23 protein-coding genes are annotated in these 25,533 nt (G+C 59.8%); 17 read left to right on the forward strand and 6 right to left on the reverse strand.

Annotated features, from left to right (window positions below; all coding sequences use genetic code 11):
* Window positions 1-76 precede the first annotated feature (76 nt).
* On the reverse strand, window positions 77-547 hold the full coding sequence (locus tag VF629_RS23335; RefSeq protein ID WP_331060921.1) for a hypothetical protein: 471 nt from the start codon (window positions 545-547) through the stop codon (window positions 77-79).
* A gap of 356 nt (window positions 548-903) precedes the next feature.
* Between VF629_RS23335 and VF629_RS23340 the strand changes: the two genes are divergently transcribed.
* The 5 genes from VF629_RS23340 (at window position 904) to VF629_RS23360 (ending at window position 8,237) form a co-directional block, all read left to right on the forward strand.
* Window positions 904-1,776 (forward strand): EamA family transporter, encoded by an 873-nt coding sequence (locus VF629_RS23340; RefSeq protein WP_331060922.1) that lies wholly within the window; start codon window positions 904-906, stop codon window positions 1,774-1,776.
* Window positions 1,777-2,043: 267 nt separating this feature from the next.
* Window positions 2,044-3,090, forward strand: a complete 1,047-nt coding sequence (locus tag VF629_RS23345; protein ID WP_331060923.1) for an aldo/keto reductase — start codon at window positions 2,044-2,046, stop codon at window positions 3,088-3,090.
* Window positions 3,091-3,203: 113 nt separating this feature from the next.
* The gene (locus tag VF629_RS23350) at window positions 3,204-4,199 is read left to right on the forward strand and encodes an aldo/keto reductase (RefSeq protein ID WP_331060924.1); all 996 of its coding nucleotides are present in this window, start codon (window positions 3,204-3,206) and stop codon (window positions 4,197-4,199) included.
* Between the two features lie 128 nt (window positions 4,200-4,327).
* Window positions 4,328-5,242, forward strand: a complete 915-nt coding sequence (locus tag VF629_RS23355; protein ID WP_331060925.1) for a helix-turn-helix transcriptional regulator — start codon at window positions 4,328-4,330, stop codon at window positions 5,240-5,242.
* A gap of 340 nt (window positions 5,243-5,582) precedes the next feature.
* Window positions 5,583-8,237 carry a TonB-dependent receptor gene (locus VF629_RS23360; protein ID WP_331060926.1) on the forward strand — a complete coding sequence of 885 codons (2,655 nt, stop codon included), beginning with the start codon at window positions 5,583-5,585 and terminating at the stop codon, window positions 8,235-8,237.
* A 97-nt stretch (window positions 8,238-8,334) separates the two neighbouring features.
* Here VF629_RS23360 and VF629_RS23365 read toward each other — a convergent pair whose 3' ends face one another.
* Window positions 8,335-9,102, reverse strand: coding sequence for an energy transducer TonB (locus VF629_RS23365; RefSeq protein WP_331060927.1), 768 nt, complete (start codon window positions 9,100-9,102; stop codon window positions 8,335-8,337).
* Window positions 9,103-9,170: 68 nt separating this feature from the next.
* Window positions 9,171-11,852 (reverse strand): alanine--tRNA ligase, encoded by a 2,682-nt coding sequence (gene alaS / locus VF629_RS23370; protein ID WP_331060928.1) that lies wholly within the window; start codon window positions 11,850-11,852, stop codon window positions 9,171-9,173.
* Window positions 11,853-11,940: 88 nt separating this feature from the next.
* Between alaS and VF629_RS23375 the strand changes: the two genes are divergently transcribed.
* The 6 genes from VF629_RS23375 (at window position 11,941) to VF629_RS23400 (ending at window position 16,681) form a co-directional block, all read left to right on the forward strand.
* Window positions 11,941-12,303 carry a MerR family transcriptional regulator gene (locus tag VF629_RS23375; RefSeq protein WP_210515420.1) on the forward strand — a complete coding sequence of 121 codons (363 nt, stop codon included), beginning with the start codon at window positions 11,941-11,943 and terminating at the stop codon, window positions 12,301-12,303.
* Window positions 12,304-12,366: 63 nt separating this feature from the next.
* Window positions 12,367-12,837, forward strand: a complete 471-nt coding sequence (locus VF629_RS23380) for an endonuclease domain-containing protein (RefSeq protein ID WP_331060929.1) — start codon at window positions 12,367-12,369, stop codon at window positions 12,835-12,837.
* 9 nt (window positions 12,838-12,846) lie between these two features.
* Window positions 12,847-13,974, forward strand: coding sequence for a DNA-processing protein DprA (gene dprA / locus VF629_RS23385; RefSeq protein WP_331060930.1), 1,128 nt, complete (start codon window positions 12,847-12,849; stop codon window positions 13,972-13,974).
* Window positions 13,975-14,003: 29 nt separating this feature from the next.
* The gene (locus VF629_RS23390; RefSeq protein ID WP_331060931.1) at window positions 14,004-14,960 is read left to right on the forward strand and encodes a hypothetical protein; all 957 of its coding nucleotides are present in this window, start codon (window positions 14,004-14,006) and stop codon (window positions 14,958-14,960) included.
* 2 nt (window positions 14,961-14,962) lie between these two features.
* Window positions 14,963-15,865 carry a hypothetical protein gene (locus VF629_RS23395; protein ID WP_331060932.1) on the forward strand — a complete coding sequence of 301 codons (903 nt, stop codon included), beginning with the start codon at window positions 14,963-14,965 and terminating at the stop codon, window positions 15,863-15,865.
* 9 nt (window positions 15,866-15,874) lie between these two features.
* Window positions 15,875-16,681, forward strand: coding sequence for an aminotransferase class IV (locus VF629_RS23400; protein WP_331060933.1), 807 nt, complete (start codon window positions 15,875-15,877; stop codon window positions 16,679-16,681).
* Here the strand turns inward: VF629_RS23400 and VF629_RS23405 are convergent.
* The 3 genes from VF629_RS23405 to VF629_RS23415 form a co-directional block, all read right to left on the reverse strand.
* Window positions 16,632-16,913 carry a hypothetical protein gene (locus tag VF629_RS23405; protein ID WP_331060934.1) on the reverse strand — a complete coding sequence of 94 codons (282 nt, stop codon included), beginning with the start codon at window positions 16,911-16,913 and terminating at the stop codon, window positions 16,632-16,634. The genes VF629_RS23400 and VF629_RS23405 overlap by 50 nt on opposite strands.
* A 337-nt stretch (window positions 16,914-17,250) precedes the next feature.
* The gene (locus VF629_RS23410; protein ID WP_331060935.1) at window positions 17,251-18,045 is read right to left on the reverse strand and encodes a thymidylate synthase; all 795 of its coding nucleotides are present in this window, start codon (window positions 18,043-18,045) and stop codon (window positions 17,251-17,253) included.
* Between the two features lie 85 nt (window positions 18,046-18,130).
* A complete protein-coding gene (locus tag VF629_RS23415; protein WP_331060936.1) occupies window positions 18,131-19,273 on the reverse strand; it encodes a type I restriction endonuclease in 1,143 nt (380 codons plus the stop codon).
* Between the two features lie 1,034 nt (window positions 19,274-20,307).
* Between VF629_RS23415 and VF629_RS23420 the strand changes: the two genes are divergently transcribed.
* From VF629_RS23420 to VF629_RS23445, 6 genes are all read left to right on the forward strand, one after another.
* The gene (locus VF629_RS23420) at window positions 20,308-20,823 is read left to right on the forward strand and encodes a hypothetical protein (protein ID WP_331060963.1); all 516 of its coding nucleotides are present in this window, start codon (window positions 20,308-20,310) and stop codon (window positions 20,821-20,823) included.
* The gene (locus VF629_RS23425) at window positions 20,721-21,110 is read left to right on the forward strand and encodes a VOC family protein (RefSeq protein ID WP_331060962.1); all 390 of its coding nucleotides are present in this window, start codon (window positions 20,721-20,723) and stop codon (window positions 21,108-21,110) included. Before VF629_RS23420 ends, VF629_RS23425 begins: the two co-directional genes overlap by 103 nt.
* Before the next feature lie 263 nt (window positions 21,111-21,373).
* Window positions 21,374-22,381, forward strand: coding sequence for an alpha/beta hydrolase family protein (locus VF629_RS23430; RefSeq protein ID WP_331060937.1), 1,008 nt, complete (start codon window positions 21,374-21,376; stop codon window positions 22,379-22,381).
* Between the two features lie 4 nt (window positions 22,382-22,385).
* Complete coding sequence (locus VF629_RS23435; RefSeq protein WP_331060938.1) at window positions 22,386-23,483, forward strand: SMP-30/gluconolactonase/LRE family protein; 1,098 nt, start codon at window positions 22,386-22,388, stop codon at window positions 23,481-23,483.
* A 29-nt stretch (window positions 23,484-23,512) separates the two neighbouring features.
* Complete coding sequence (locus VF629_RS23440) at window positions 23,513-24,283, forward strand: SDR family oxidoreductase (protein ID WP_331060939.1); 771 nt, start codon at window positions 23,513-23,515, stop codon at window positions 24,281-24,283.
* 84 nt (window positions 24,284-24,367) lie between these two features.
* Complete coding sequence (locus tag VF629_RS23445) at window positions 24,368-25,480, forward strand: FAD-dependent oxidoreductase (protein WP_331060940.1); 1,113 nt, start codon at window positions 24,368-24,370, stop codon at window positions 25,478-25,480.
* Window positions 25,481-25,533: the final 53 nt, after the last annotated feature.

Raw genomic sequence — 25,533 nt, forward strand, 5'->3', positions numbered from 1 at the left:
TGGAACGCACCAAAACGAAGGCTCGCCCCGGGCATAGCACAGCTATGCCGGGGCGAGCCTCAGCGCGTCAACACAATCAGACCGTCAGGGACTGAATGAAAATGCGGATGTCGGGAATTTTGGGCGGCAGGTGCTCAGGCAGCACCAGCGTTACCGCGCGGGTCCGGTCCCACTTGCTCGTGGCCGGCCGAAAGTGGAACTCATTGGCCACCGGCAGCACGGCCGGCGCCAGCGCAAACATGTGCTTCTCCGCCGGCACCGTCAGCGCCGACAGCAACGAAGCCGACTTGTCCTTGCAGCAATCGTGCTTGCCTGCCGGCTTGGGCGCGTGCTTGGTTTTGGTTTCCTGCTTCGCGGTGGGCTTGCCGTGGCCGTGGCAGCCCGCGTGCGCCGGCTTGGTTGGCAGGGCAGCTTTGGCAAGGGCCGGCTGCGGCGTAGCCGCGGGTTTCATCGTTGCGCACCAGCACTGGCCCACCAACACGTTGACGAAGACGACCAGGAAGGTCGTCGCCAGCAAGCGTCGGAATGGAAACAGTGAACGGAGCATAACAGGCAAGAAGCAGCCGCAAAAGTACGCGGGCCGTTGAAAGCGGCAGACCCTAGCACTACCGGCTTTGGCGGAAAAGAGTTTCCGAAAAGCCCGCTCACGCCGCCACAACGGAACGCGGCATCTCCTGAACGACCCGCAAAAGCCCTTTTCTCACCAAACGCCCCAGGGAGCGGCTTCGGCCCACGCCGGAATTCTGCATGCGTGGGGCAAGATGTTGCACGCCCACTCACGCGGCGTGGTCCAGTGGGTTAGGCCCATCCGAACCTGCTTTTTGTTCTTCGAGTAACTGAAAGCACGATGGTGCGGAGATTTGCAGCGGCGCCGCCGCAAATCTCCGCCTTCCGCTGCCTTTCATGAGTCGTTCCGTTCGTTTTTCGCTGCCGGCCGTGCCAGCGGTGCTGCTTTCCATCATCAGCGTGCAGGCCGGCGCGGCCATTGCCAAAGGCTTGTTTCCGTTGCTGGGGGCCGTTGGCACCACCAGTTTGCGCATCGGCCTGTCGGCCATTGTGCTGCTGGCGGTGGTTCGGCCGCGGCTGGGGCGCCTGCAGCCGGCGCAGTGGCGGGCGGTGGTGCCCTACGGCCTGGCTTTGGGCCTGATGAACTTGCTTTTTTACTGCGCGCTGGCGCGGGTGCCGCTGGGCTTGGCCGTGACGCTGGAATTTGTGGGTCCGCTGGGCCTGGCGCTGGCGGGCTCGCGCCGCTGGGTCGACGTGGTGTGGGTGGTGCTGGCCACGGCCGGCATTGCCCTCATTGCCCCGTGGAGCGGCGAAGGCGTTGACTTGCTGGGCCTGGCTTTTGCCCTGGCGGCCGGCGGCTGTTGGGCCCTGTACATTGTGCTGGGCCAGCGCACGGCAACCGTGCTGCCGGGCCACCAGGCGGTGGCCGTCGGGATGCTGTTTGCGGCCCTGCCCGTGCTGCCTTTCGGCATAGCCAACGGCACCTTGGAACACCTGACGCCGCACCTGTGGCTGCTGAGCGGGCTGCTGGCCCTGTTCTCCAGCGTGCTTCCCTTTACGTTGGAAATGCAGGCCCTCCGTTCCCTGCCAACGCGCACGTTCAGCATTCTCATGAGCTTGGAACCCGTGGCGGCGGCCGTGTCGGGCTGGCTCCTGCTCAACGAGCGGCTGACTTTCGGTCAGTGGCTGGCCGTGGGCTTCATCGTGACTGCCAGCGCCGGGGCCACCCTGACGAGCAGCCAACCCGTGCCGGTTGTGGGCGGCGACTAATGCCCGCACCCGCCGCAAGCAGCACAAGCCATGAGTATGTAAAACGGCGGCGTTTTCGGCCTTTCGAGGAGCCCCGCGTTTTGTGTTGAAGAAACTGGGGTATGTGTAGGCTCGGCAGCTGCTACGACCTTGACCTTTGTGATGCGCTCCAATCAGTAAATAATCTGCGGGCGCGCCACCGCTTACTTATCGGCCGAGCACCTGCGGCAACTGGCAGGCCAGTAGGTCCTGGCAATTGCCAAGCAGCTCCACATAACCACTCTTTCCATGACCCTTTCCTCCTATCGCACCCTGGGCCGCTCGGGGCTCATTGTCAGCCCGCTCGCGTTGGGCACCATGACGTTTGGCACCCAGCGTTGGGGCTCTCCGGACGATGTTTCGCAGCGCATTTTCACGGCCTATGTCGAAGCGGGCGGCAATTTCATCGACACCGCCGACGTGTACGCCGGCGGACGCAGCGAAGAACTGGTGGGTCGCTTCGTGGCTGAAGGCGGGCTGCGCGACCAACTGGTGCTCGCCACCAAGTTTGGGTTCAACGCCCGACCCGGGCAGCCGCACGCGGGTGGCAACGGCCGCAAGCACATCCATCAGGCCCTGGAAGGCTCGTTGCGCCGCCTCAAAACCGACTACGTGGACCTGTACTGGCTGCACGTGTGGGACACGGTGACGCCGGCCGAGGAAGTGCTGCAAACCCTGGGCGACTTGGTGCGGGCGGGCAAAATTCGCTACTTCGGCTACTCCGACATGCCGGCCTGGTACGTCACCAAAGCCGCCACGCTGGCCCAGGCCCACGGCGTGCCCGGCCCCATCGCCATGCAGGTGGAATATTCGCTGGTGGCCCGCCGCATCGAGAGCGAATACGTGCACGCCGCGCAGGACCTGGGCCTCGGCATCACGCCCTGGAGCCCGCTGGCGGCAGGTTTTCTGGCTGGGAAGTACGAAAAAGCCGGGCAGGGCGCAGCCACGGGAGAGGGCCGTCTCAGCGGCCCCAACCCTTTCGGCAACATGAAATTTACCGACCGCAATTGGCGCGTTCTTGACGCCCTGCGCGCCGTGGCTGCCGAGCTAGACCGGCCGCTGGCGCAGGTCGCATTGGCTTGGGCGTCGGCCCAGCCCGGCATCACCTCGCTCATCGTGGGTGCCAGCCGTCTGGAGCAGCTACACGACAACCTGGCCTCGCTGGAAGTGCAGCTGAGTGCCGAACAGCTCCGCACCCTGGACGAGGCCAGCATTGAGGACCCGTTCTACGACCGGATGTGGTCCCTCATGAAAGGGCCGGTGTTTGGCGGGGCCAGCGTGCAGGGTTGGCGCTAGCGGCGGTTTGTGTTGTAGAAACAGCGGTTTGTGTGAGTTGCCAGCTAGGGCCGGACCGGACCTTTGTGCAGTAGAAAACAAAACATCTTTTCACCCCAACCCATTAATCATCAATGACAACCATTTCACAAGTACCCTTGGGCAGCCAGGGCCTGCACGTATCGCAGCAAGGGCTGGGCTGCATGGGCATGACGAGCGGCGTCAACGGCATGAGCGTGTACGGCGAGGCCGACGAAGCCGAAAGCCTTGCCACCCTGCACCGCGCCCTGGAGCTGGGCGTGAACATGCTGGACACCGCCGATTTGTACGGCCCGCTGCACAACGAGCGCCTCGTGGGCAAAGCCATTGCCGACCGCCGCGACCAGTACATCGTGGCCACCAAATTCGGCTTCGAAGTGGACGACGCCGGCCAGTGGACCGGCCAGTACAACGGCCGCCCCGACTACGTGCGCAAGTCCATCGAACGCTCCTTGCGCAACCTCGGCACCGACTACGTGGACCTCTACTACCTGCACCGCGTCGACCCCAACGTGCCCGTGGAAGACTCGGTGGGCGCCATGAGCCGGCTGGTGGAAGAAGGCAAAGTGCGCTTCCTGGGCTTGTCGGAAGTACCGGCCGACGTGCTGCGCCGCGGCCACCAGGTGCACCCCATCACGGCCCTCGAAACCGAATACTCGCTCTTCGACCGCCGCGTGGAGGAAGAAGGCATTGTGGAAGCAGCGCGCGAACTGGGCATTGGCTTTGTGGCCTACTCGCCGCTGGGCCGGGGCTTTTTGTCGGGCGACATCAAAACGCCCGACGACTTTGAGGCCAACGACTCGCGCCGCTTTTTTCCGCGCTACCAGGGCGAGAATTTCTACAAAAACCTGGCGTTGGTGGAAAAGCTGAAATCCCTGGCCGATGCCAAGGGCGTAACCGCCGCGCAGCTCGCATTAGCCTGGGTGCTGGCCCAAGACGTGGTGGTAATTCCCGGCACCAAGCGGCGCAAGTATCTGGAAGCCAACGTCGCGGCGGCCGACATTGCGCTCAATGCTCAAGAACTGGCTGAATTGGACGCCATCATGCCGGTGGGCAGTGCGGCCGGCGCGGCCTACCCGGCGGGTATTTAAGTTATGATAAATATCTGGAAGCTTCACTCTTAAGGGAACGTCATGCCGCGCGCCGCGCAGCATGACCGTTCGTTTTTTGTTAACGTGACAGGCGGCTATCCACTTGAATTTCTTTACGCTCGTTCATTATGAAAAACCCTCCCAAAGAATTCAAGCTGCTGGCTTCTGTGACCGATTTCACCCGCCATTTCGGGTTTCCAGCCCCATCGAACCCGCTGCTGGCCGTCATCGACCTGGAGCACACCCGGCACCTGACGCCCCCGGCCGGGGCCGCCTTGCGCCAGCTGTACATCATCACGCTCAAGAAAAACCTGAAAGGACAGCTGCACTACGGGCGTCACTCCTACGATTTCAGCGAGGGCGTGCTGGCCTTTTACGCGCCCGGCCAACTGTGCGAGGCATCTCCTTCGGTCGACGTTTCGGAGCTGAGCGGGTGGATGCTGGTTTTCCATCCCGATTTGCTGCACAAGTCCCCGCTGGGCAAAAAGATAACCGGGTACGGCTTTTTCTCCTACCAGGTGCACGAAGCCCTGCACCTCTCGCCCCGCGAGGAAGGCATGCTGGACGTACTCATGGAAAGCATTCGGCGGGAGTACGAGCAACCCATCGACGCCTTCAGCCAGGACGTGCTGGTGTCGCAGCTGGAAGTGCTGCTCAACTACGCCAACCGCTTCTACCACCGCCAGTTTCTGACCCGGCGCACTCCCGAACACGACCTCCTGAGCCGGTTCGAGAAGCTGCTCCTGACCTACTTTGCGCAGGACGGCCAATTGCCCCTGCCCACCGTGCAGTACTTCGCCGACGCCCTGCACGTGTCGCCCGCCTACCTCAGCGACATGCTCCGCAGCCTCACGGGCCAAAACACCCAGCAGCACATTCACAACCGCCTGATTGACAAAGCCAAACAGCTGCTGCTCAGCACCTCGCTATCTGTTAATGAAACGGCCTTCCAGCTGGGTTTCGACTACCCGCACTACTTCAGCCGCCTGTTCAAAAACAAGACCGGCCTGAGCCCCGCTGCCTTTCGGTTTTCGGCCCAATAAGTGGGTTACTGGAGCGGCTCTCCGCTTCGTGTACAGCCACATAATGCTGTAGAAGAGACGCATACTTGCGTTTCGTCGTTGAACGATAATGCCCGCACGAGGCGCGAACAACAATCAAACGGCGCGGACGTAGAGACGCAAGTATGCGTCTCGACAGCAGCACCAATGGGTTGTGCCCTCGGCGGTATTAAAGCATTCCGGACAATTCATGGGCCGGCATCTTTAAAAAATATCCTGCGTTATATTTTTGAAAACATAACCAATTTGCTCATGTTTAGTGGCTCAGCCAGTCCAGCGTGTACTGAAGCAGCAGCTGATGGCCCGGCATTATCCCTCCCCCATGAGAATACCCAGACTCCTAGCCGCCGTAGCCGGTGTGGCCTTAGCTGCCCCAGCAGCGGCCCAAACCGCACCAACGCCCCGGCAGCCCAACCAACCTGATACGCTTCGCTCTGCTTTGGATGAAGTGGTGGTCTCGGCGTCGCGGGTGGAGGAAAGCTTTTTGCAGTCGCCCGTGACGGTGGAAAAGCTCAACACCCGCGCCATTCGGCTCACGCCAGCCGCCACGTTTTTTGATGCCCTGGAGCACCTGAAGGGCGTGCAGGTGATTTCGCCCAGCCTGGGCTTTCGGGTCATCAACGCCCGCGGGTTCACCAACACCACCAACGTGCGCTTTGCGCAACTGGTGGACGGCGTCGACAACCAGGCCCCGCACATCGGCGGGCCCATTGGCAACGTGCTTGGCCCGAGCGACCTGGACATTGCCAGCGTGGAAGTGGTGCCCGGCACGGCCGCCGCGCTCTACGGCCTGAATGCCATCAACGGGCTGGCCAACCTTACCACCAAAAACCCTTTTAGCTCCGCAGGACTGAGCATCCGGCAGCAAACGGGCATCAATCACCTCCGCGACCCCAACGTGAGGTCCTTCGGGCTCGGGCGCACCACCGAAAACCTGTATTCCGAAACCAGCCTGCGCTACGCGCACGTGCTGATTGCCGACAAGCTGGCCTTCAAAGTGAACGGGACTTACCTGCGCGCCTACGACTGGATTGCTAACGACCAAACCGACCTGTTTGCCAACGGCAACGCCACCACCGGCTTGTTCGGCGCCGACAACCCGGCCCGCGACCCCACCAACAGCTACGGCAACGAGTCGTCGGACCGCAGCACGCTCACGCTGGGCGGCAAGCAATACACCGTGGCCCGCACCGGCTACGACGAGCGGGATTTGGTGGACTACACCATCAAAAACCTCAAGGCCGACGCGGCCCTGCACTACCGTTTCCGGCCCGGCGTGGAGCTGGCCTACACCTACCGCACGGCGGGCTTCGACAACGTGTACCAGCGCTCCAACCGCTTCCGGATGCAGGACTACCGCTTGCAGCAGCACGCCCTCAGCCTGGCCACGCCCGTGGTGCAGGCCCGCGCCTACCTCACCCACGAGAACACCGGCAAGAGCTACAACCTGCGCTCGATGGGCGAGAACATCGAGCGCAGCTTCAAGCCCGACGCCCGCTGGAACGCCGACTACACCGGTGCCTGGAACGCGGCCGTGGCAAACGGGCAACCCGTGGCACAAGCCCACGCCAGCGCCCGCGCCGCGGCCGACGCGGGCCGCCTGCAGCCCGGCACCGAAGCTTTTGCCCAACGGCTGAGCGAACTGCAAGACATCAACAACTGGGACCAGGGCGCGGCCCTGCGCGTGCGCGCCGACCTGCTGCACGCCGAGGGCCAGGTGAACATTGCCGAAGCCCTGCGCCGCGCCGGCCGTCCGCTGCCGGCCAACCTCGACCTGCTGGCCGGGGCCGACCACCGCACCTACCTGGTGGTGCCCGACGGCAACTACTTCGTCAACCCCGAGCGAGGCCAGGACCCACTCGGCGACAACCTGACATATGCCAAAACCGGGGGCTTTGTGCAAGCCGGAGGCCGGCTGCTGGCCGACAAGCTCCGGCTGACCGCCACGCTGCGAGCCGATAAAAATGACTACTTCGACGTAAAATTTAACCCGCGCTTCACGGCCGTTTTTTCGCCCACCCAACGGCAGAATTTTCGCCTGAGCTACCAGAGCGGCTACCGCTTCCCGAGCTTGTTCGAAGGTTTTTCCAACGTGAACAGCGGGCAAGTGAAGCGCATCGGCGGGCTGCGGGTGATGTCGGACGGGGTGTTTGAGAACAGCTACCTGCGCACCAGCATCGACGCCTTCAACACGGCGGTCACGGCCGCCATCAACGCCAACACCTCGGGCCAAACGGCCGCCCAGAAGCGCCAGCAGGCCATCGCCGACAATCAATCCCGGCTGGTTAAAAACCCCTACACCTACCTCAAGCCCGAATACATTCGCTCGCTGGAAATGGGGTACAAGGCGGCGCTGCTGCCCCAGGGCCGGCTGCTGCTGGACGTGGACTTTTACTACAACTCCTACCGCGACTTCATTGCGCAGGTAGAGGCCTACGTGCCCGTCACGGCCACGGGCGAAGCCCTCACAGCTGGCGACTTGGGCACGGTGGCCACCGCCCTCAACGCCCGCGCGGGCCAGGCCCGCTACCGCCTCTGGACCAACTCGCAAACCCGCGTCGCCAACTTTGGGGGCTCGGCCGGGGTGCGCTACGAAGTGGGGCGCGGTTTCCTGCTGGGGGCCAACGCCACGTACACCCGCCTGCGCCGCACCGAAAACAGCGACGGGCTGGAAGACGGTTTCAACACCCCGCGCTGGGCCTACAACCTGAGCGTGGGCAATGAGAACGTGTACCAGAATTTCGGCTTCGGCCTCAACTACCGGTACCAGGAGAGCTACTTCTCGCAAACTTTTCTCGTGGTCGGCAACGTGCCCGCCTACGGCACCCTCGATGCCCAGCTGAGCTACCACCTGCCGGCCGCCCAAATCCGCCTAAAGCTGGGAGCCAGCAATGTGCTCAACGACTACTACGTCTCGTACTTGGGTGGGCCCAGCGTGGGCGGCTTGTACTACCTCACGGTGGCGTATGGGCCGTAGGGCACGTTATACCGTAGTCAAGTAGGTTTTGATTTCGCAGTTTTCATTCCAACTCACTTGGCGGATTGAACCCGATTGCCCATGAGGGGCGCAGGTTCTAAGGCTCTGGTATGAAATCAACATTTACCATGTAAAAGGATTCTATCGGCTCGTTGCTCTCAAGCTCCGGAAACCAGTCCGAGCGCAGGTTGCTGACCACGCGCAAGGCTTCGCGGTCGTACTGCGGCCCGACGCTCTTATACACCTGCGTTTCGTGGATTTGCCCATCAATGCCCACCATACAAGCCACAATCACCCGTTCGCCCTTGCTGCCGGGTGGCAGCGGCAGTTGCAGCAGTTGCACGGCGCGCCCCACTTCTTTGCTTAGTACCGACTCTCCTTTGCGGTAGCTGGCATAGGTGCGGGAGCCCGTTTTGTCTCGGGGACATTCGCTTGGCTGGCCGTTTGGTTCAAAACAAAGCCGCGATTTGCTCACCCCTTTCTCGTAAAATTCAAGCATCTGCACCGTGCCATCAAGGTAGTAAAGCTGCAACTGGCCATTCAGTTGCCCATCTCGGTACAGCCGCCGTCCTTTTACTTCGCCACTCGCGAACCACTTCAGGGCCAGACCGTCACGCACCTTGCCTGCTTTATCGGCGTAAGGAATTTGCTCCAGGCAGTGGCCTTCGAGGTCGTATATGCGATGCACCATCCCCCCGGCTGGAGTCGGAGTGACTACCACCCTTCGCATCGCTCCGACCCGGGAAGAGAGCCGTTCGCCGTAGGAATTGTAATAGGCTGTGTCGGGGGTGCTGGGGGCTTCTTGTCCTAATCCAACAAATGGAATACCGGCCGCCAAAAGCATCGCAGGTAGAAATAGACGCATAGGTTCCAAAAAATAGGTTCCGCAAGGCTGTATGCCCCACGGAACCCTTGATTATAGCTAAAAGCCTCTTAAACAGAGCCGGAAATTAGCCCCTCCGCCTTGGCAATGGCGGCGCCCAGGCCGGCCACGTTCTTGCCGCCGGCCGTGGCGAAGAAGGGCTGCCCGCCGCCGCCGCCCTGGATTTCCTTGGCCAGCTCGCGCACCAGCGTGGTAGCATTGAGCTTGCCGCCCTTGGCGATTTCGTCGTCCAGCATCACGGCCAATTGGGGCTTCCCATCGATGTCGGCGCCAAGAATGGCCACCAGGTTGGGTACCACCTGGCGCAGGTCGTAGGCCAGTTTTTTGAGGCCGTCGGCGCTGCTGGCCTGCACTTGGGCGGCCAGGAAATTCACGCCGTTCAGCGCTTTTACCTGGGCGGCCAGCTGGTCCTTCTGCTGGTTGAGGCTTTGCTGCTCGAACTGCTCCAGCTGCTTGCGCAGGGCCGCAATTTCTTCGCTCTGCTTTTCGATGCTGGGGATGAGGTGCTGGGGGTTGCCCAGCGTTTCGCGCACTTGCGCCAGCAGGTCGAGCTGCTGGTCCACGTAAGCTTCGGCGCCGGCGCCGGTCACGGCCTCAATGCGGCGCACCCCGGCGCCCACGGCGCTCTCCGCCGTGATTTTGAGGTAGCCAATGCTGCCCGTGTTGGGCACGTGCAAGCCGCCGCACAGCTCCACCGAGTAGTTTTTATCGAAGGTGATGACGCGCACGAACTCCCCGTACTTTTCGCCGAACAGGGCCATGGCGCCCAGCTCTTTAGCCTCGGCAATGGGCACGTTGCGGCGCTCGTCGAGCGGGATTTGCTGGCGGATTTTCTCGTTCACCAGCCGCTCAATCTGGCGCAGCTGGTCGTCGGTCACTTTGGTGAAGTGCGAGAAGTCGAACCGCAGCAGCTTCTCGTTCACCAGCGAGCCTTTTTGCTGCACGTGCGAGCCCAGCACCTCGCGCAAGGCGGCTTGCAGCAAGTGCGTGGCCGAGTGGTTCTGCCGAATCTGGGTGCGGCGCGCCGCATCGGGCCGGGTCAGGAACTCACCGGTCAGGTCCTCGGGCAAGTCGAGCACGGTGTGCACAATCAGGTCATTTTCCCGCTTCGTGTCGATGACGCGCAGCGTGGCATAGTCGCCTTCCAGGAAGCCGGTGTCGCCCACTTGGCCGCCGCTTTCGGCGTAGAACGCGGTTTGGTCGAGCACCACTTGGTACTCCGTTTTACCCTTGGCGGTGGTCTTGCGGTAGCGCAGAATGCGGGCCGGCGCGGCGTCGAGGTCGTAGCCCACGAAGGCCGGCTGCTCGTCGGTATCAGCCACAACGGTCCAGTCGCTTTGCTCGGTTTCCTGGGCGTTGCGGCTGCGGTTCTTCTGCTGGGCCAGCTCCTTCTGGAAGCCTTCTTCGTCTACGGTCAGGCCTTTTTCGCGGGCAATCAGGGCCGTGAGGTCCAGCGGGAAACCAAAGGTGTCGGACAGCTCAAAAGCGGTTTTCCCGTCGATGCGGTTGCCGTTGGCGCGGGCGCTTTCCTCTAGCGCATCGAGGCGGCGAAGGCCGGTATCCAGCGTTTTCAGGAAGGCAATTTCTTCCTCCTCAATCACGCGCTGCACGAAGGCCGTCTGGGCCTTCAGTTCTGGGAAGATGCCGGCCATGTGGTCAGCCAGCACGGGCACCAGCTTAAACAGGAAGGGCTGCTTTTGATTGAGCGACGAAAACGCGTAGCGCACGGCCCGGCGCAGGATGCGCCGGATGACGTAGCCGGCCTTCACGTTGCTGGGCAGCTGGCCGTCGGCAATGGTGAAGGCGATGGTGCGAATGTGGTCGGCAATGACCCGAATGGCGATGTCGGTTTTCTCGTTTTCGGTGGCGGGCTGGTCGTTCACCGTGGCGGGCGCGGTGCCGTGGTATTCCACGCCCACTTCCTTGGCAATGAACTGGATGAGCGGCTGGAACACGTCGGTGTCGTAGTTCGATTTAACGCCCGACACGGCCATCATCAGGCGCTCGAAGCCCATGCCGGTGTCCACGTGCTGGGCGGGCAGCTTCACCAGGCTTTTGTCGGCCAGGCGCTGGAACTCCATGAATACGTTGTTCCACACTTCCACTACCTGCGGGTGGTCGGCGTTCACCAGCTCACGGCCCGATTTCTGGGCCCGCTCCTCGTCGGAGCGCAGGTCGATGTGGATTTCGGTGCAGGGACCGCAGGGGCCGGTGTCGCCCATTTCCCAGAAGTTGTCCTTCTTGTTGCCGGGCAGAATCCGGTCGTCGGTGGTGTAAGTGCGCCACAGCTCCTGGGTTTCGGTATCAGCCCCGAGGTTATCGCCCTGGTCGCCTTCGAAATAGGTGACGTAGAGCCGGTCTTTGTCCAGCTTGAACACGTCCGTGAGCAGCTCCCAGGCCCAGGCAATGGCGTCCTTCTTGAAGTAGTCCCCAAACGACCAGTTGCCCAGCATCTCGAACATGGTGTGGTGGTAGGTGTCGTAGCCCACTTCTTCCAAGTCGTTGTGCTTGCCGCTCACGCGCAGGCACTTTTGGGTGTCGGCAATGCGCTTGTAGGGCGCGGGCTTGTTGCCCAGGAAATAGTCTTTGAACGGGGCCATGCCGCTGTTGATGAACAGCAGCGTGGGGTCGTCCTTCACCACAATGGGGGCCGAGGGCACGATGTGGTGGCCTTTGGAAGCGAAGAAATCGAGGAATTGCTGGCGGACGTGCGAAGCGGTGGGGAGCGACATAGAAGGAAAAAAGCAATGCGCCCGAAATGGCGGCAAATGCGGTTTTTATAGGTACTTTTCGGCTTAATTGCAAAGGTAGCCCTTTCACATGCCCTACAAAGAGCGCAGCATCGAGAAACAGTACTTCACCATCGGCGAAGTGGCCGCCCAGTTCAAGGTGGCCGAATCGTTGGTGCGCTTCTGGGAAACGGAGTTCGACGAACTGCGCCCCCGCCGCAGCAAAAAGGGCAACCGCCTCTACACGCCCCAGGACATCGAGGTATTCCGCACCATCTACCACCTGGTAAAAGAGCGCGGCTACACCATCCCCGGTGCGCGCGACATGCTCAAGCAAAAGGGCCCGCAGCTGAAGGAAAAGATTGACGTGGTGCAGAGCCTGGAAAAGGTGCGCGCGTTTCTGGTGAGCTTGAAGAAAGAAGTAGAAGCCGCCGGCAAAGCCGACCCGGAATAACCTCACCCCCCGGCCCCCTCTCCTTGGGGAGAGGGGGAGCCTGTCGACTTCATTTAAGTTATTATGGATGCGCAATCAGACAATGCAGAGCAGGCATCGCACTATCACGCTTTTATGACGGATGCGGTAAGGTGGAGGAAAACGCTGAAGGAATACTCCCGGGCCAACCGGCACCAGGCCACGGAAGCAGAAAACGCTTTGTGGCAGTTGGTCCGAGGCAATAAGCTGGGACTGCGCTTTCGGCGTCAGCATGCCATTGAGCGGTATATTGTCGACTTCATCTGCTTACCCGCTTGGCTCATCATTGAAGTAGATGGAGAGTACCATTTCGAGGTTGAACAAGCTGAATACGACGGTGGCCGCACCCACAATTTGCGGGAACTAGGCTTTCACGTCCTGCGCTTCACCAACGAAGAAGTTTCACACCAGCCTGACCACGTTCTTAAACTAATCTCCACCCATTTGAATAAACACTTACCCAACCCGAAGTCGTCAGGCTTCCCCTCTCCCCAAGGAGAGGGGGCCGGGGGGTGAGGTTCCCTGATGAACGACGATTCCCTCTTTCACGAACTGGCCCTCACGCTACTGCCCGGCATCGGCCCGCAGCTTACGCGGCAACTGATGAGCTACGGCGGCTCGGCCAAAAACGTGCTGACCATGCCGCCCGGCAAACTTCGCCGCATTCCCGGCGTGGGCGACGCGACAGTAAAAATCCTCACCGGTCCAGACCGCGAAACCGCCCTCCGCAAAGCCGAAGCCGACCTGAAGAAGGCCGAAAAGGATGACGTTGAAATCCTTTTCTACACCAATAAACGCTTCCCCAGCCGCCTCAAGCAGATTCCCGACGCGCCGGCCATCCTCTATTACCAAGGCACCGCGGACCTGAATGCGCTCAAAACCGTGGCCCTCGTGGGCACCCGCAAAGCCACCGAATACGGCCGCGAGCAAACCGAGCGCATCGTGAAGGGCTTGGTGCCGCACCAGCCGCTGGTGGTAAGCGGACTGGCCTACGGCATCGACATCATGGCGCACCGCGCCGCCCTGCAAGAAGGCCTGCAAACCGTGGGCGTAATGGCCACCGGCCTCGACCGCATCTACCCGCCCACGCACCGCAAAACCGCGGAGAAAATGCGCGAGCAAGGCGGCCTGCTCACCGAGTACCCGTTCGGCACGCCGCCCGACCGCTACAACTTCCCGGCCCGCAACCGCATCATCGCGGGCCTGTCGGATGGCACGGTGGTCGTGGAAGCGGCCATCAAAGGCGGCGCCCTAATTACCGCCGAGCTGGCCCTGAGCTACGACCGCGACGTGCTGGCCGTGCCCGGCAACCTGGGCTCGCCCGCGTCGGAAGGCTGCAACGCGCTTATCAAAAGCAACAAAGCGGCCATTTACACCGAGCCACTCGACCTGGAGCAACTGTTGAATTGGGACGCGGCCCTGCACCAGTCCGGCAAGTTCAAGCCCACGCCCACCTATTCAGCCGACGATTTTACGGCCGAGGAGTTTGCTGTCATCACCGTGCTGGCCGCCGCCACTGGCCGGGAGCTGCACATGGATGAATTGGCCTGGAAAGCCCAGTTGGCCATTCACGCCGTGGCCTCGCTGCTGCTGGGGCTGGAGTTTCGGGGCGTGGTGCGGGCACTGCCGGGGAAGAAGTTTGCGTTGGTGTAGCTTCAGGTCAGCTCAAACCTCTCATCTTAATGCGATTTCGGCTTCGATTACTTCATTACGCCATTATAGCCGTCAGTTTATTGGCTGCCGGCTTTGGCTCCTACCGCGAAGCACGGCTGCAAGAGCCGCTGGAAGTGAAAGCGAAGGAAATGGGCATTCGGCTTTCTGTCTATAGCCAACAGCTGGAACAAAGGGCCGATGCACAAGCGCAGTATATCGGGTATGCCGTAAACCGAAACCGCAATCAGGCGCGTGATATGGAACTTTTGCGCCAAACTGAGCGAATTGTTAAACGTGCGGAATCATTAACTGACAGTTTGGGACAGTTGTGCGTTGCTATCGTATTAACCGACAAACGGGCCTCATCTTTCTCCTTAGCTGCCGTGATGGGGACGCCGGGGGCTATCTGGAAAGAAGACTTCGATAGCCTAGAATATCACCTCAATAGTTACGTGGCATTCATTCGGCAATACGTGCCAAATAATCCTTCTCTAACGCAGGTTGGCCCCAGCCCAGCAGAAACAGGCGAGTTTAGTCGCTTCTATTTTCAGAATACTTCTGAGGATGTTGTAATAGCTAACCTGAGGCGGCTAATAACCGAGGTGAGGCAGGCCGAAGTCGATGCCATATTAAGTCAAGCAGTAAAGGTTGGGTCTCCTTGCTTGAGCTTTGATGTAATCAGAGCATTAGCCGTGCCTACCTCCTTCACTGTAGCACCCGGCACCACCTACGAAGCCAAATTATTTCTGGCAGAGTCTTTTTCAAGATTCTATTACAAAGAAATGTGCGTGAACGGGCAAAAAGTAAAACGGATAGATTACGAACAAGGGATGGTTGAAATACCCTTTCTCGTTGCGCCTAGCGAGGTCGCGGAATTGCCCGATACAGTGCGCTGGAAATGGCAGGGCACAATTCGCACTTCGTTCTACCCAGCAGACACAACTTGGTCTATTACTGTGCCCTATTCCATTATTGTCAGACCTTAGTAATGAACCGATTTCCTGGATTTCTAACGCTGGTGATGGTGGCAGCCGTAAGCTTTTCAGCTTATGTCTGGGTGTCACAATACCAGGAGCGCATGCGCCTCGCTACTCAACTCCAAGACTTGCAAGTGGTATTGCGAAGGCAAAATGCCGCTGCTAACCAGGGAGCAGATAAAACAATAAAAAGCATTGAAGCAAGCGTTGTGAAGAACCAACGGCAAGCCAAGGACTTGGCCGTTTTACAGACCTGTCAAGCCCTGCGCAGGCGCACCGCCACCTTGCTGGACACTTTACAAGCGCATCAAAACCGACTGTTTTGTTATACAGGCAATTCTGCATCAAGCCCGCGTTTGGCTTACCCGTTGGCCGTTGCCCTTGTGCAACAGGGCTGGGGAAGTGGCACCTCAGCCCATCGGCTTCTCAAGGAACAATTTGATAAATATCGTACCTCCCTCCCCGTTTTAGCTGCTGACTCACTTAAGGTCGAAACCCCCAGCTTTGATAGTCAATCCGTGGCGGGTGCTTTGGCCACGTTTGCCCAAACCGAAAGTGACTTACTGGCGGCAGAAACGAAAGCATTGCATCAGTTAAGCCGGAAGGTTGGCGCGAGACACATATTAACACGAATTGTGCCTGTGGCCACGGCCGAATCGAATGTGGTGCATTTGGGAGGCACCTACCGTGCCCGCTTTTATCTAGTAAAGCAGTTGCTTATACCTCGCAAAAACCTGCAAATGGAATGCGACGGGCAGCCGGTTGATGTCGACAAAGACGGTGTTGGCTATGTGCGATTTGTGGCCCCCCAAAGGCCCGGGCCAGCCGTTTGGACGGGCAGCATTCGGTTCAACATCAACGGCCGTGACACCACGTTTCAAACGCGCGTGCCCTATCGGGTAGCACGACAATAGTAACATCCCATGTTGCTTTTCAACGGAAACCTTGTTCCTGCATTAAGCCTACCACTGCCCAACCGCGGCCTAGCCTTTGGTGATGGCTTTTTCGAAACCTTAATTTTTACCAACAACCGCTTGCGCCTGGCGACCGACCACCACCAACGCATGCAACGCGCCGCAGCGGCGCTCTACCTGACTCTGCCCGCTGCCCTGGCCACTGCCGAAGCCCTCGAAACTACCCTTGCAAGCCTCGCGCAGGCAAATGCCCTACCCAGCGCCCGCCTGCGCCTGCAGCTCTGGCGCGCGGGCGGTGGCCGCTACACCCCGCCCACCGACGCCGCCGAATGGCTGGCAACCGCTGAGCCTTTTGTGGCGGATGAAACACCCATTAGTAAAGCGGATTTTGCGCTGGAAACCCACTCCATTCATTCGCCGCTTAGCTTTTGCAAGGGCCCGCAGGCGTGGCTCTACGTGCGCGCCGCGCACGAGCGGCAGCAGCGCGGCCTTGATGAAATTATCCTCTGTGACGCGGCCGGGCACGTGGCCGAAGCGGGCGCGGCGGCCATTTTCTGGGCGAAAGACGAGGTGTTGTACACTCCTTCCTTGGCAAGTGGCTGCGTGGCTGGGGTGCGTCGGGCTCAGGTAATGCGAACAGCGCAGGCCGCCGGGGTGGAGTGCCGCGAAGGGCTTTTTTCACAGGGAGAGCTCATGAATGCTGAAGCCATTTTCACCGCCAACGTGGCCTCAGTGCGCGCAGTCGAGTCAATAGGCAAACACCGCTTCACTCCTTCGCTGCCGACTTTTCTAGCGGGGCAAATCGATGGGAAATAGTTACGGTGTCGGCTCGGACGCCAGTACTATCCTCTTGAATGGTGGCCGGCTTGAAGCGCAATTGCCATACCACTCGCTGCAGTTCGGCATCTAGCTCTTGCACGGCTTTGGCGGTGGCTAATTCATTCTTAGCAGCCGCTTCAGGGGCCTCGGCTAAGTCGCGCCGCGTTACGGCAATGCTCCCCACCCGGCCATCGGGCAGCACGGAAATCAAGGCGTGAATGGTAGCCATGATTCCCACCTGAAGCGCCGTGGGCGGGTATTGCACAAAATGATTGATGTACTGACTAAAAACTCCCGCCGACTCTACCCGCTCGGTTGAATCAGTCAGCAACCAGTAACGCGTGAGCAGCGGCGCTTTGGCCGCCTCAGGAGTTGGTGCAGGGGCAATCTTGCGCGGCGGCCTTGCGGGAGTGGGACGTCGGGCATTGCTGTGTTGCGCATGAGCCGGCAGAGGCGTTTGTAAAGCAAAAAGCCCGACCAGCAAACAGGGAATCAATCGGCGCATACTCTCCCATTTCATTTGACACGAGGTTAACGGCCAAAAAACACCAGTATTACATACGTTTTTACACCGCCACCGGCGCTTTGATGGCAGGCCAGGGCTCGTAATTTACCAACTCAAAGTCCTCGTACCGGAAGCTGAAAATATCTTTCACCGCCGGGCTGATGCGCATCTGAGGCAGTGGCTTCGGCTCGCGTTCCAGTTGCAGGCGGGATTGCTCCAAGTGGTTGCTGTAGAGGTGGGTGTCGCCGCCGGTCCAGATGAATTCGCCGGGCTGCAGGCCCACCACTTGCGCCACCATGAGGGTGAGCAGCGCGTAGCTGGCTATGTTGAAAGGCACGCCGAGGAACACGTCGGCTGAGCGCTGATAGAGCTGGCAGGACAGCTTGCCGTCGGCCACGTAAAACTGGAACAGGGCGTGGCAGGGCTGCAACTTCATTTCGGGCAATTCAGCTACGTTCCAGGCCGACACGAGGATGCGGCGCGAGTCGGGCTGGGTTTTGAGCTGCTGGATAATCTGACTGATTTGGTCGATGTGGCCGCCGCGGCCGTCGGGCCAGGAGCGCCACTGGTGGCCGTACACGGGGCCCAGGTCGCCGTTGGCATCGGCCCACTCGTCCCATATTTTCACGCCGTGCTCTTTGAGGTAGGCAATGTTGGTGTCGCCCTGCAGAAACCACAGCAGCTCGTGGATGATACTCTTTAAATGCACCTTTTTGGTAGTTACCAGCGGGAAGCCCTCCGCTAAGTTGAACCGCATCTGCGGCCCAAAAATGGACACGGTGCCGGTGCCAGTACGGTCGGTTTTGACGGTGCCGGTGTCGAGGATTTGGCGGAGAAGGGCTTGGTATTGGAGCATGAGAAGGGTGTGACGGATTCATCAAAAATAACGAAAGCTGCCCAAGTAGGCAGCTTTCGCAAGTCATTCTAAATGCATCTTCAGTCTAGGCAGGCACTTTGGTTTCGTGCTTCTGCACGGCAGCCCGGATGCGTGAAGCCATGCCGTACAAGTCGTCAAGCGAGACAATATCTACTCGCTCACCACCTTCCACATCGAAAAGCGTCACGTATTTTTTGCTCCCATTGAAATGAAGACGACAAATGGGCTTGCGGTTGTTGTCATCCAACAAAATACCGCAGTACGATTGCACGTCCCGCATCACCACGCGGCTCACCGTAACGGTCTTGCGCAGAATGGCCCGCACAATCATGAATCCCTCGGTTTCCTCCACAGTGGTTTCCAGGTCTTTGTCCTTGCCTTCGGCTTCTGATGCGCCTGAGGTTTCTGCTATTGGTGCGGCTGGCACATCGTTCACCAGCAGGCTTTGCCCGCTAGTGTCAATCATGGCTGACCGCAAGCGCATGGCTATTTTATCGTTCAGAAATTGATGAAAAGAGCGGTGCACCAAGATGCTGAATTGCTCTTTTAACTTGGGCGTGAGCACCCCTTCGTACACTTGCTTCGAAATAAAGTTGATAAAGTCAGCCGAAGGCTGTGCAAACTGTTCCTCAAAATACTTTTTGAAAGCACGCATGTATTTGAGGTTGTATGCCGCAAAAAGCATGTCTTCAATATTGAACGCGGCTTTGCTCAGTTTCTTGATTTCGGCTACGTCATTTTCAGTAAAACTGGCCAGGTCAAATTCTAAGAATGGACGTTCATCCATCTTGTTTGGCTGCTCTAGGTCTGTAAACAGACGGTAAACCAATCCGTTAGTCAGGACGGCAATTCGAGCTTCGGTAACGTGGAAATACCGAAACAATTGGCTAGCGTGATTGATGTTCAAGTCACTACCAACGTGCTTGCATTCGATAAGAATTATAGGTTTGCCATCGCGCATGATGGCGTAATCAATCTTCTCACCTTTTTTCGTGCCGATGTCACAGATAAACTCAGGAACTACTTCCGTAGGGTCGAATACATTATAGCCTAACGCGTTAATAAATGGCATTACTAAAGCGGTTTTGGTCGCTTCTTCTGTCTGAATATGGGCAATCTGTTTTTGCGCTCGCGACGCCAAATTGGAAAGTTGGTCAATAAGCTCCATAAACCTGATTTTTGGGTAGATAGAATAAAGAGTAAACATATGCATTTATAGTAAAATATAAAGCCGTCTCATTGCTGAGACGGCTTTATATTTTTTCCAGCAGCGGTTTAAGCTTGTTACAGCTATGGTTTCACTGCAACCAGTGCATTTAGTGTAGGCTTAACGATGGACATGTGCGTGTTTTTCTCACTTAGTAGGCATATCCGTGCTTCCTAATTATACAACGAGCAAGCCCATTTTTGCCTTGTCTGTCGTGACCATAGCGAGCGGCTATTATGGAGAAAGAGGCTACAGGAAAACCTGAGGTTCTATCGAGCACTCCTGCCGAGAGATAACCCAAACAAATGGCACTGAGCGACCCTGCTACGCACGTAGGAACGCAAACCGTTGCGCTGCGAGGGGAAGAAAATATCCAGCTTATAGGCGATGACGCCCTACCTGCTAGGGTGTGTGGACAGCAAAACACAAGAAACGGCCGGCCGAGCGCAGCGAACCGAAGGACGGCCTTTTTTGCTGGGAAGCATTGGCGTCCACACACCCTAACCCACCGACCGGTACATGGCCACTTTCAGCAAGTCGGACAGCGGGCTTAAAAAACCAACGTGACAATTAGTAGTCTACAAATTCCAGATTCAGGGAAAGCAACTTAAAAGAGCAAAATTTTGATAGAATGATTGATTATGTATTAAAAACGCTTGCAAAAGTCAAGTTTCGAGGCATTCACGGCCTGTAGTTTTGCTTCCATCAAAGCAATGAGTTACCACTTACTCACTATGCCTGGCACCACGACCAGACTTTCGGGGCAAATAGCGCCCCCTCTGGTCCTAACCGCCTCCTTCTAAGTTTTCCACCCTTCATTGTGAACGGCCATGCCCCCTAATCCGCACTACATTTCCCAGCTTGCGCACATCGAGCTATATAGCCCTAAGGTCGAAGGTCGAGGAAACGGTCAAGTTTCTGACCGAGATTGCCGGCCTTGACGAAACCGGCCGCGACGAGACTTCGGTGTACCTGCGGGCCTGGGCGACTACTTCCACCACACCCTCAAAATCACGCACCGCGCCGAGCCCGGCATGGCTCACCTGGCCTGGCGCGCCGACAGCCCCGAGGCCCTGGAAGATGCGGTGGAACACTTGGAAAGCATTGGCGCGGGCATTGGCTGGGTAGATGGCGACCTGGGCCACGGCCGCGCCTACCGCTTTCACTCGCCCGATGGGCACGTGCACGAAATCTTCTGGGACGTGACGTGGCTGCGCGAAACGGGGGCCCGCGGCAGCGTTTTTGCCGACCGCTACGCCAGCAACCGGCGCCGCGGCATGTCGCCCCGGCGCTTCGACCACGTGACGCTGTTTACCACCAAATACCCGGCCGAGAAAGCCTTTTGGAAGGCCATGGGCCTGAAGAACCCCGACGAGGTGCGCATCACCGACGAAATCCCCCCGTGGGCGGCTTGTTTACCACCGGCAACTTGTCGCACGACATCGCCATTTTCACCGACCCGAAGGGCACGCCGGGCGCGGGCGCCTTCAACCACGTGGCTTGGAACTTCGACTCGCGCGAGGAAGTGCTGCTGGCGTGCGACTGGGTGATTGAGAACGGCTACAAGCTGGAAATGGGGGCCCCCACCCGCCACAAAGCCGACGAAGGATTTTTCATCTACGTCATCGAGCCGGGCGGCAACCGCTTCGAGTTCTACGCCGGGGCTCGCCTGATTTTTGCCCCCGACCACGGCCCCGATGTGCATTACCTGCGCGACAACCCCAACGACGCCTGGGGCAACACCAACCCCTGGGCCAAGGACGGTAACCTGAAGGAAGGCCAGGACAGCAAATACCAGCAAACGGGCATGGTGAAAAAAGAAATGCAAGTGGAATAGCAAGCATTCGGAACGTCATGCTGAGCGAAGTTGAAGCATCTCTGCCGCAGTCGTAATCCTGTCGATTGAGTTTGGTGCTTCCACTGCTGTGCGCTCAGCAAGACGGGCTTTTCAGCTTCGCATGAGGCCCTTTTTCAACCCAGACCTTTAAATCTTCCCACTCCCCACCCATGTGGCATTTTTTTCCGGAGAACTACATGTTCTCGTACCAGGTGTAGCGCGCGCTGACGCAGAGCCTCTACGGCGGCGGCGAAACCAACGAGGTGCTGGCCACGGCCAGCAACATCGAGGTGGGCAACCTGGAAAGCTTCCATAAAGAGTGGCTGGGCCAGGGCCGCCGCTCGCTGGCCGAAGCCAACCAAGCCCTGGACCAGGGGCGTACGATTTCGGCGCGCGCGGCTTTCCTGCGGGCGGCCAACTACTTGCGCACCGCGGAGTTCTTTCTGCTGCCCACCGACGGCCGCAAGTTTCCGACCTACCAAAGCAGCGTGGCGGCGTTCCAGAAAGGCGCCGCATTGTTGCCTACGCCCCCTCGCCGGGTGGAAGTACCGTTTGAAGGCTCCGCGCTGCCGGGGTATTACGTGGAAGCGCCCGGGGGCGGGGGCGGCCCGCTCATGATACTGTTTGGCGGGCTGGATTCGACGGCGGAAGAGTTCTTTTTTGGTCCGGCCCAAATGCTCACCGAGCGCGGCATTTCGCTGCTGATGCTGGACGGGCCCGGCCAGGGCGGCGCCCTGCGGCTCAACCACATCCACCACCGCTTCGACTACGAAGTGGCCGGCACCGCGGCGTTTGAGTGGGCCGTGGCCAACCTCAACGCCGACGCGGCGCGCATTGGCATCATGGCCGTGAGCATGGGCGGCTACATGGCGGCCCGCATTGCCGCGTTTGAGCCGCGCTTCAAGCTGTGCGCCATCTGGGGAGCCGTGTACGACTACCACGAAATCTGGGCCAACCGGCCCGACAATCACCCGCTGGCCACCATTCTGCAACACATTGTGGGCGCGGACAACATGGCCGATGCCCGCGAGAAGCTTTCGCACTACCACCTGCGCGGCGTGGCCGAGAAAATTTCGATGCCGACTTACATTCTGCACGGCGAAGACGACCGCCAGAACCCGGTAAGCCACGCCTACCGCACTTTCAACGACCTGACTTGCCCGCGCACGCTCGACGTCGTGCCCGCCAGCACGCCCGGCTCGGCGCACTGCCAGATTGATGGGTTCACGCGCACCTTCCCGATGTACGACTGGATTCAGCAAACTCTCTAAGCCCATGCTCGCCGCCGCTCCCCCCATCACGCACAACCCGCTCAAAAACTGGCAGGTAAATCGGGCCGACATCCAGTATCTCGGCCACGACTTGCAGCGGCCGGAGTGCGTGCTGGCCGAGCGCGACGGCACCGTGTGGACCGCCGATGCCCGCGGCGGCCTCGTGCGCATTGCCCCCGACGGCACGCAGGCCCTGGTGACCCCGCTAGCGGAAAACCCTACCCAGCAGGGCCGCGACTCGTTCGCAGCGCGCTACGTGCAGTCGGTGGGCTCGCTGCCGAACGGCGTGTGCTTCGCGGAAAACGGGGACTTCATCATCGCCAACTGGGGCACCGACGCCATCGAAACGATGACGCGCGACGGGCATCTGCGGACCATCTGCAAAGACATTGACGGGCAACCGCTGGGCAAGGCCAATTTTCCGCTGCGCGACTCGAAGGGGCGCATTTACTTCACGGTTACCACGCGGGAGCAACCCTGGACCGGGCAGCTCAACACCAAAACCGCCGACGGCTACATCGGCCTGCTTGACGAAAACGGCGTCCGCATCGTGGTGGAAGGCTTTTGCGGGACAAATGAAATCCGGTTCGACCCGCGCGAGGAATGGTTGTACGTGGTGGAAAGCACGGGCTGGAAAATTTCGCGCCTGCGCGTGCAGCCCAATGGTTCGCTGACCGACCGCGAGGTGTACGGCCCTGCGTCGCTGGGCGGCTTTCCCGACGGTTTCGCCTTCGACGTGTTTGGCAATCTGTGGATTACGCTCATCTTCACCGACGAGCTGATTGCGCTGACCGAAATCCTGACGCTGCTCGACGACAGCAACCCCGAAACCAAAAAGCGCCTGTTCGACCACTTCCACGCCGGCACGCTCACGCCCGAAATCATGGGCGCCACGCACGGCACGGTGGCTGTCGAGCCTCACCTTCGGCGGCCCCGATTTGCGGACGGTGTACCTGGGCAGCTTGCGCGGCACCTCGGTACCGTATTTCCGCAGCCCAGTGGCCGGCCAACCCATGATTCACTGGTGAGTTTTTTGTTGTTGGTGCTTGGTTGCTCGGTAGGTTTTTGCCAACCATTAATCAAAAATGCTAAGTCAGAATAACCAAGCACCAACAACCAAGCACCAAAAAAATGTCCACCCTTTTCGACCTGACTGGCAAAGTGGCCCTCGTAACGGGGGCTAGCAGCGGCATGGGCCGGGCCATTGCCCAGGCGCTGGGCCAGCACGGGGCAGCGGTGGTGGTGTCGAGCAACGACGCAGCGGCTTGCGGGGCTACGGTTGAGGAATTTGACAGTCAGGGCATAAAGGCCTTGGCAGTTGCCTGCGACATGGGCAGCCAGGCACAGGTGCGCCAGCTTGCCGAAATGGCCCTCGCGCGGCTGGGGCGGGTTGATGTGCTGGTGTCGTGCGTGGGCATGGCCCCGATGGGTTCGGCCTTGGAAATCACTGCAAACGATTTCGAGACCACCATGGCCGTGAACGTGCAAAGCGCCATTTACTTGACCAAGCTGTTGGTGCCGCAAATGGCCGAACGCAAGGATGGAGCGCTAATTTTCCTGGCCAGCATTGCGGGCGTGCGCGGCAACCGAAACATCGGGCTTTACGGCGTGTCGAAAGCCGCGCTGATTCAGCTGGCGCGCAACCTGGCGGTGGAGTTCGGGCCGGATAACATCCGCGCCAACACCATCTCGCCGGGCGTGATTGAGACGGCCTTCGCCCGGCCCCTGCTCGACCGCCCCGAGGTGATGGCCAAACGCCTGGCCCTGACGCCGCTTCGCCGCGTGGGCCAGCCCGAGGAAATAGCCGGCGTGGCCGTGCTGCTGGCCAGCCGGGCCGGCGGCTTCATCACCGGCCAAAACCTGGTGGTGGACGGCGGCACGGTGATAAGCGACGGCAACTAACCAATGATTAAGCATTAGTGGTAAACCATTAATTGCCACGCGATTATAGTCATCAATTACCATTAACCATTGAATCCCACCCCGATGTTGACAGAAAACAAGGTACTCGTAGTTGGCGGCGGCATTGCCGGGCTTTCGTTGGCCATCAGTCTGCGTAAAAACGGCGTGGCGGTGGACATCGTGGAGCTGAAAAAGGAATGGACGGTGTACGGCGTGGGCATCATTATTCAGTCGAATGTGATGCGGGCGTTCAATGACCTGGGGGTGTTGGAAAAGTTTATGGGCCAAGCCTACCCTTTTGACGTAGTGACCATTGACTCGCCGCGCGGCAAGGTGGTGATGCCCGGCCACCACCTGGCGGGGCCCAACTACCCGCCTAACTGCGGCGTGTCGCGCCCGGCCCTGCACAAGGTGCTGACCGAAACGGCCCTGGAAAGCGGCACCAACGTGCGCCTCGGGGTAACGCTGGCCAGCTACTCCGAAACCGACCACCACGTAACCGCCACCTTCACCGACGGTACTACCGGCACCTACGACCTCATTGTGGGGGCCGACGGCACTTACTCCAAGGTGCGGGAAATGGTTTTTCCGGACGTGAAGCCCAGCTTCACCGGCCAGGCCGTGTGGCGCTACAACTTCCCCCGCCAGGTAGACCACCTGACCAACTTCATTGCCCCCGACGGGCTGGCCGCCGGGCTGGTGCCGCTGGCCGAAAACCTGATGTACATGTACGTCACGTCGAACGAGCCCACCAAGCCCCGCATCGTGGAAGAAGACCTGGCGGCCCAGATGCGCGACCGCCTCAGCGGCCACACCGGCGGCATCATTGCCGAGCTGCGCGACGACATCACCGACAACAAGGGCGTGGTGTACCGGCCGATGGAAGTGGTATTCGTGCCCGAAAAATGGTACAAAGGCCGCGTAGTGCTCATCGGCGACGCGGCGCATTCCACCTCGCCCCACATTGGGCAGGGCGCGGGCATCTCGGTGGAAGATACCCTGGTGCTGAGCGAGGAGCTGCTGAAAGACATTCCGCTGGCGACCAGCCTGGAAAACTTCATGGCCCGCCGCTACGCCCGCTGCAAAATGGTGTGCGACGTGGGCCGGCAAATCGGCGAGTGGGAAATGGCCGGCACCATGGGCGACCGGACTAAGCTCATGGCCGAGGCATTTCAGGCGCTGGCGCAGCCGCTGTAACCTCACCCCTGACCCCTGCCGGGCACGGCCCCTCTCCAAAAAAGAGGGGGTAC

This window comes from Hymenobacter sp., assembly GCF_036388155.1.
Taxonomy (GTDB): domain Bacteria; phylum Bacteroidota; class Bacteroidia; order Cytophagales; family Hymenobacteraceae; genus Hymenobacter.

What these genes read in the sequence shown, in the direction of transcription:
- VF629_RS23350 (WP_331060924.1), top strand. Translation starts at nt 3,204, where the DNA reads ATGACAACCATTTCACAAGTACCCTTGGGCAGCCAGGGCCTGCACGTA.
- VF629_RS23440 (WP_331060939.1), top strand. Translation starts at nt 23,513, where the DNA reads ATGTCCACCCTTTTCGACCTGACTGGCAAAGTGGCCCTCGTAACGGGG.
- VF629_RS23340 (WP_331060922.1), top strand. Translation starts at nt 904, where the DNA reads ATGAGTCGTTCCGTTCGTTTTTCGCTGCCGGCCGTGCCAGCGGTGCTG.
- VF629_RS23445 (WP_331060940.1), top strand. Translation starts at nt 24,368, where the DNA reads ATGTTGACAGAAAACAAGGTACTCGTAGTTGGCGGCGGCATTGCCGGG.
- VF629_RS23365 (WP_331060927.1), bottom strand. Translation starts at nt 9,102, where the DNA reads ATGCGTCTATTTCTACCTGCGATGCTTTTGGCGGCCGGTATTCCATTT.
- VF629_RS23390 (WP_331060931.1), top strand. Translation starts at nt 14,004, where the DNA reads ATGCGATTTCGGCTTCGATTACTTCATTACGCCATTATAGCCGTCAGT.
- VF629_RS23355 (WP_331060925.1), top strand. Translation starts at nt 4,328, where the DNA reads ATGAAAAACCCTCCCAAAGAATTCAAGCTGCTGGCTTCTGTGACCGAT.
- VF629_RS23395 (WP_331060932.1), top strand. Translation starts at nt 14,963, where the DNA reads ATGAACCGATTTCCTGGATTTCTAACGCTGGTGATGGTGGCAGCCGTA.
- VF629_RS23380 (WP_331060929.1), top strand. Translation starts at nt 12,367, where the DNA reads ATGGATGCGCAATCAGACAATGCAGAGCAGGCATCGCACTATCACGCT.
- VF629_RS23420 (WP_331060963.1), top strand. Translation starts at nt 20,308, where the DNA reads ATGGCTCACCTGGCCTGGCGCGCCGACAGCCCCGAGGCCCTGGAAGAT.
- VF629_RS23345 (WP_331060923.1), top strand. Translation starts at nt 2,044, where the DNA reads ATGACCCTTTCCTCCTATCGCACCCTGGGCCGCTCGGGGCTCATTGTC.
- VF629_RS23335 (WP_331060921.1), bottom strand. Translation starts at nt 547, where the DNA reads ATGCTCCGTTCACTGTTTCCATTCCGACGCTTGCTGGCGACGACCTTC.
- VF629_RS23410 (WP_331060935.1), bottom strand. Translation starts at nt 18,045, where the DNA reads ATGCTCCAATACCAAGCCCTTCTCCGCCAAATCCTCGACACCGGCACC.
- alaS (WP_331060928.1), bottom strand. Translation starts at nt 11,852, where the DNA reads ATGTCGCTCCCCACCGCTTCGCACGTCCGCCAGCAATTCCTCGATTTC.
- VF629_RS23375 (WP_210515420.1), top strand. Translation starts at nt 11,941, where the DNA reads ATGCCCTACAAAGAGCGCAGCATCGAGAAACAGTACTTCACCATCGGC.
- VF629_RS23405 (WP_331060934.1), bottom strand. Translation starts at nt 16,913, where the DNA reads ATGGCTACCATTCACGCCTTGATTTCCGTGCTGCCCGATGGCCGGGTG.
- VF629_RS23360 (WP_331060926.1), top strand. Translation starts at nt 5,583, where the DNA reads ATGAGAATACCCAGACTCCTAGCCGCCGTAGCCGGTGTGGCCTTAGCT.
- VF629_RS23415 (WP_331060936.1), bottom strand. Translation starts at nt 19,273, where the DNA reads ATGTTTACTCTTTATTCTATCTACCCAAAAATCAGGTTTATGGAGCTT.
- VF629_RS23435 (WP_331060938.1), top strand. Translation starts at nt 22,386, where the DNA reads ATGCTCGCCGCCGCTCCCCCCATCACGCACAACCCGCTCAAAAACTGG.
- VF629_RS23400 (WP_331060933.1), top strand. Translation starts at nt 15,875, where the DNA reads ATGTTGCTTTTCAACGGAAACCTTGTTCCTGCATTAAGCCTACCACTG.
- dprA (WP_331060930.1), top strand. Translation starts at nt 12,847, where the DNA reads ATGAACGACGATTCCCTCTTTCACGAACTGGCCCTCACGCTACTGCCC.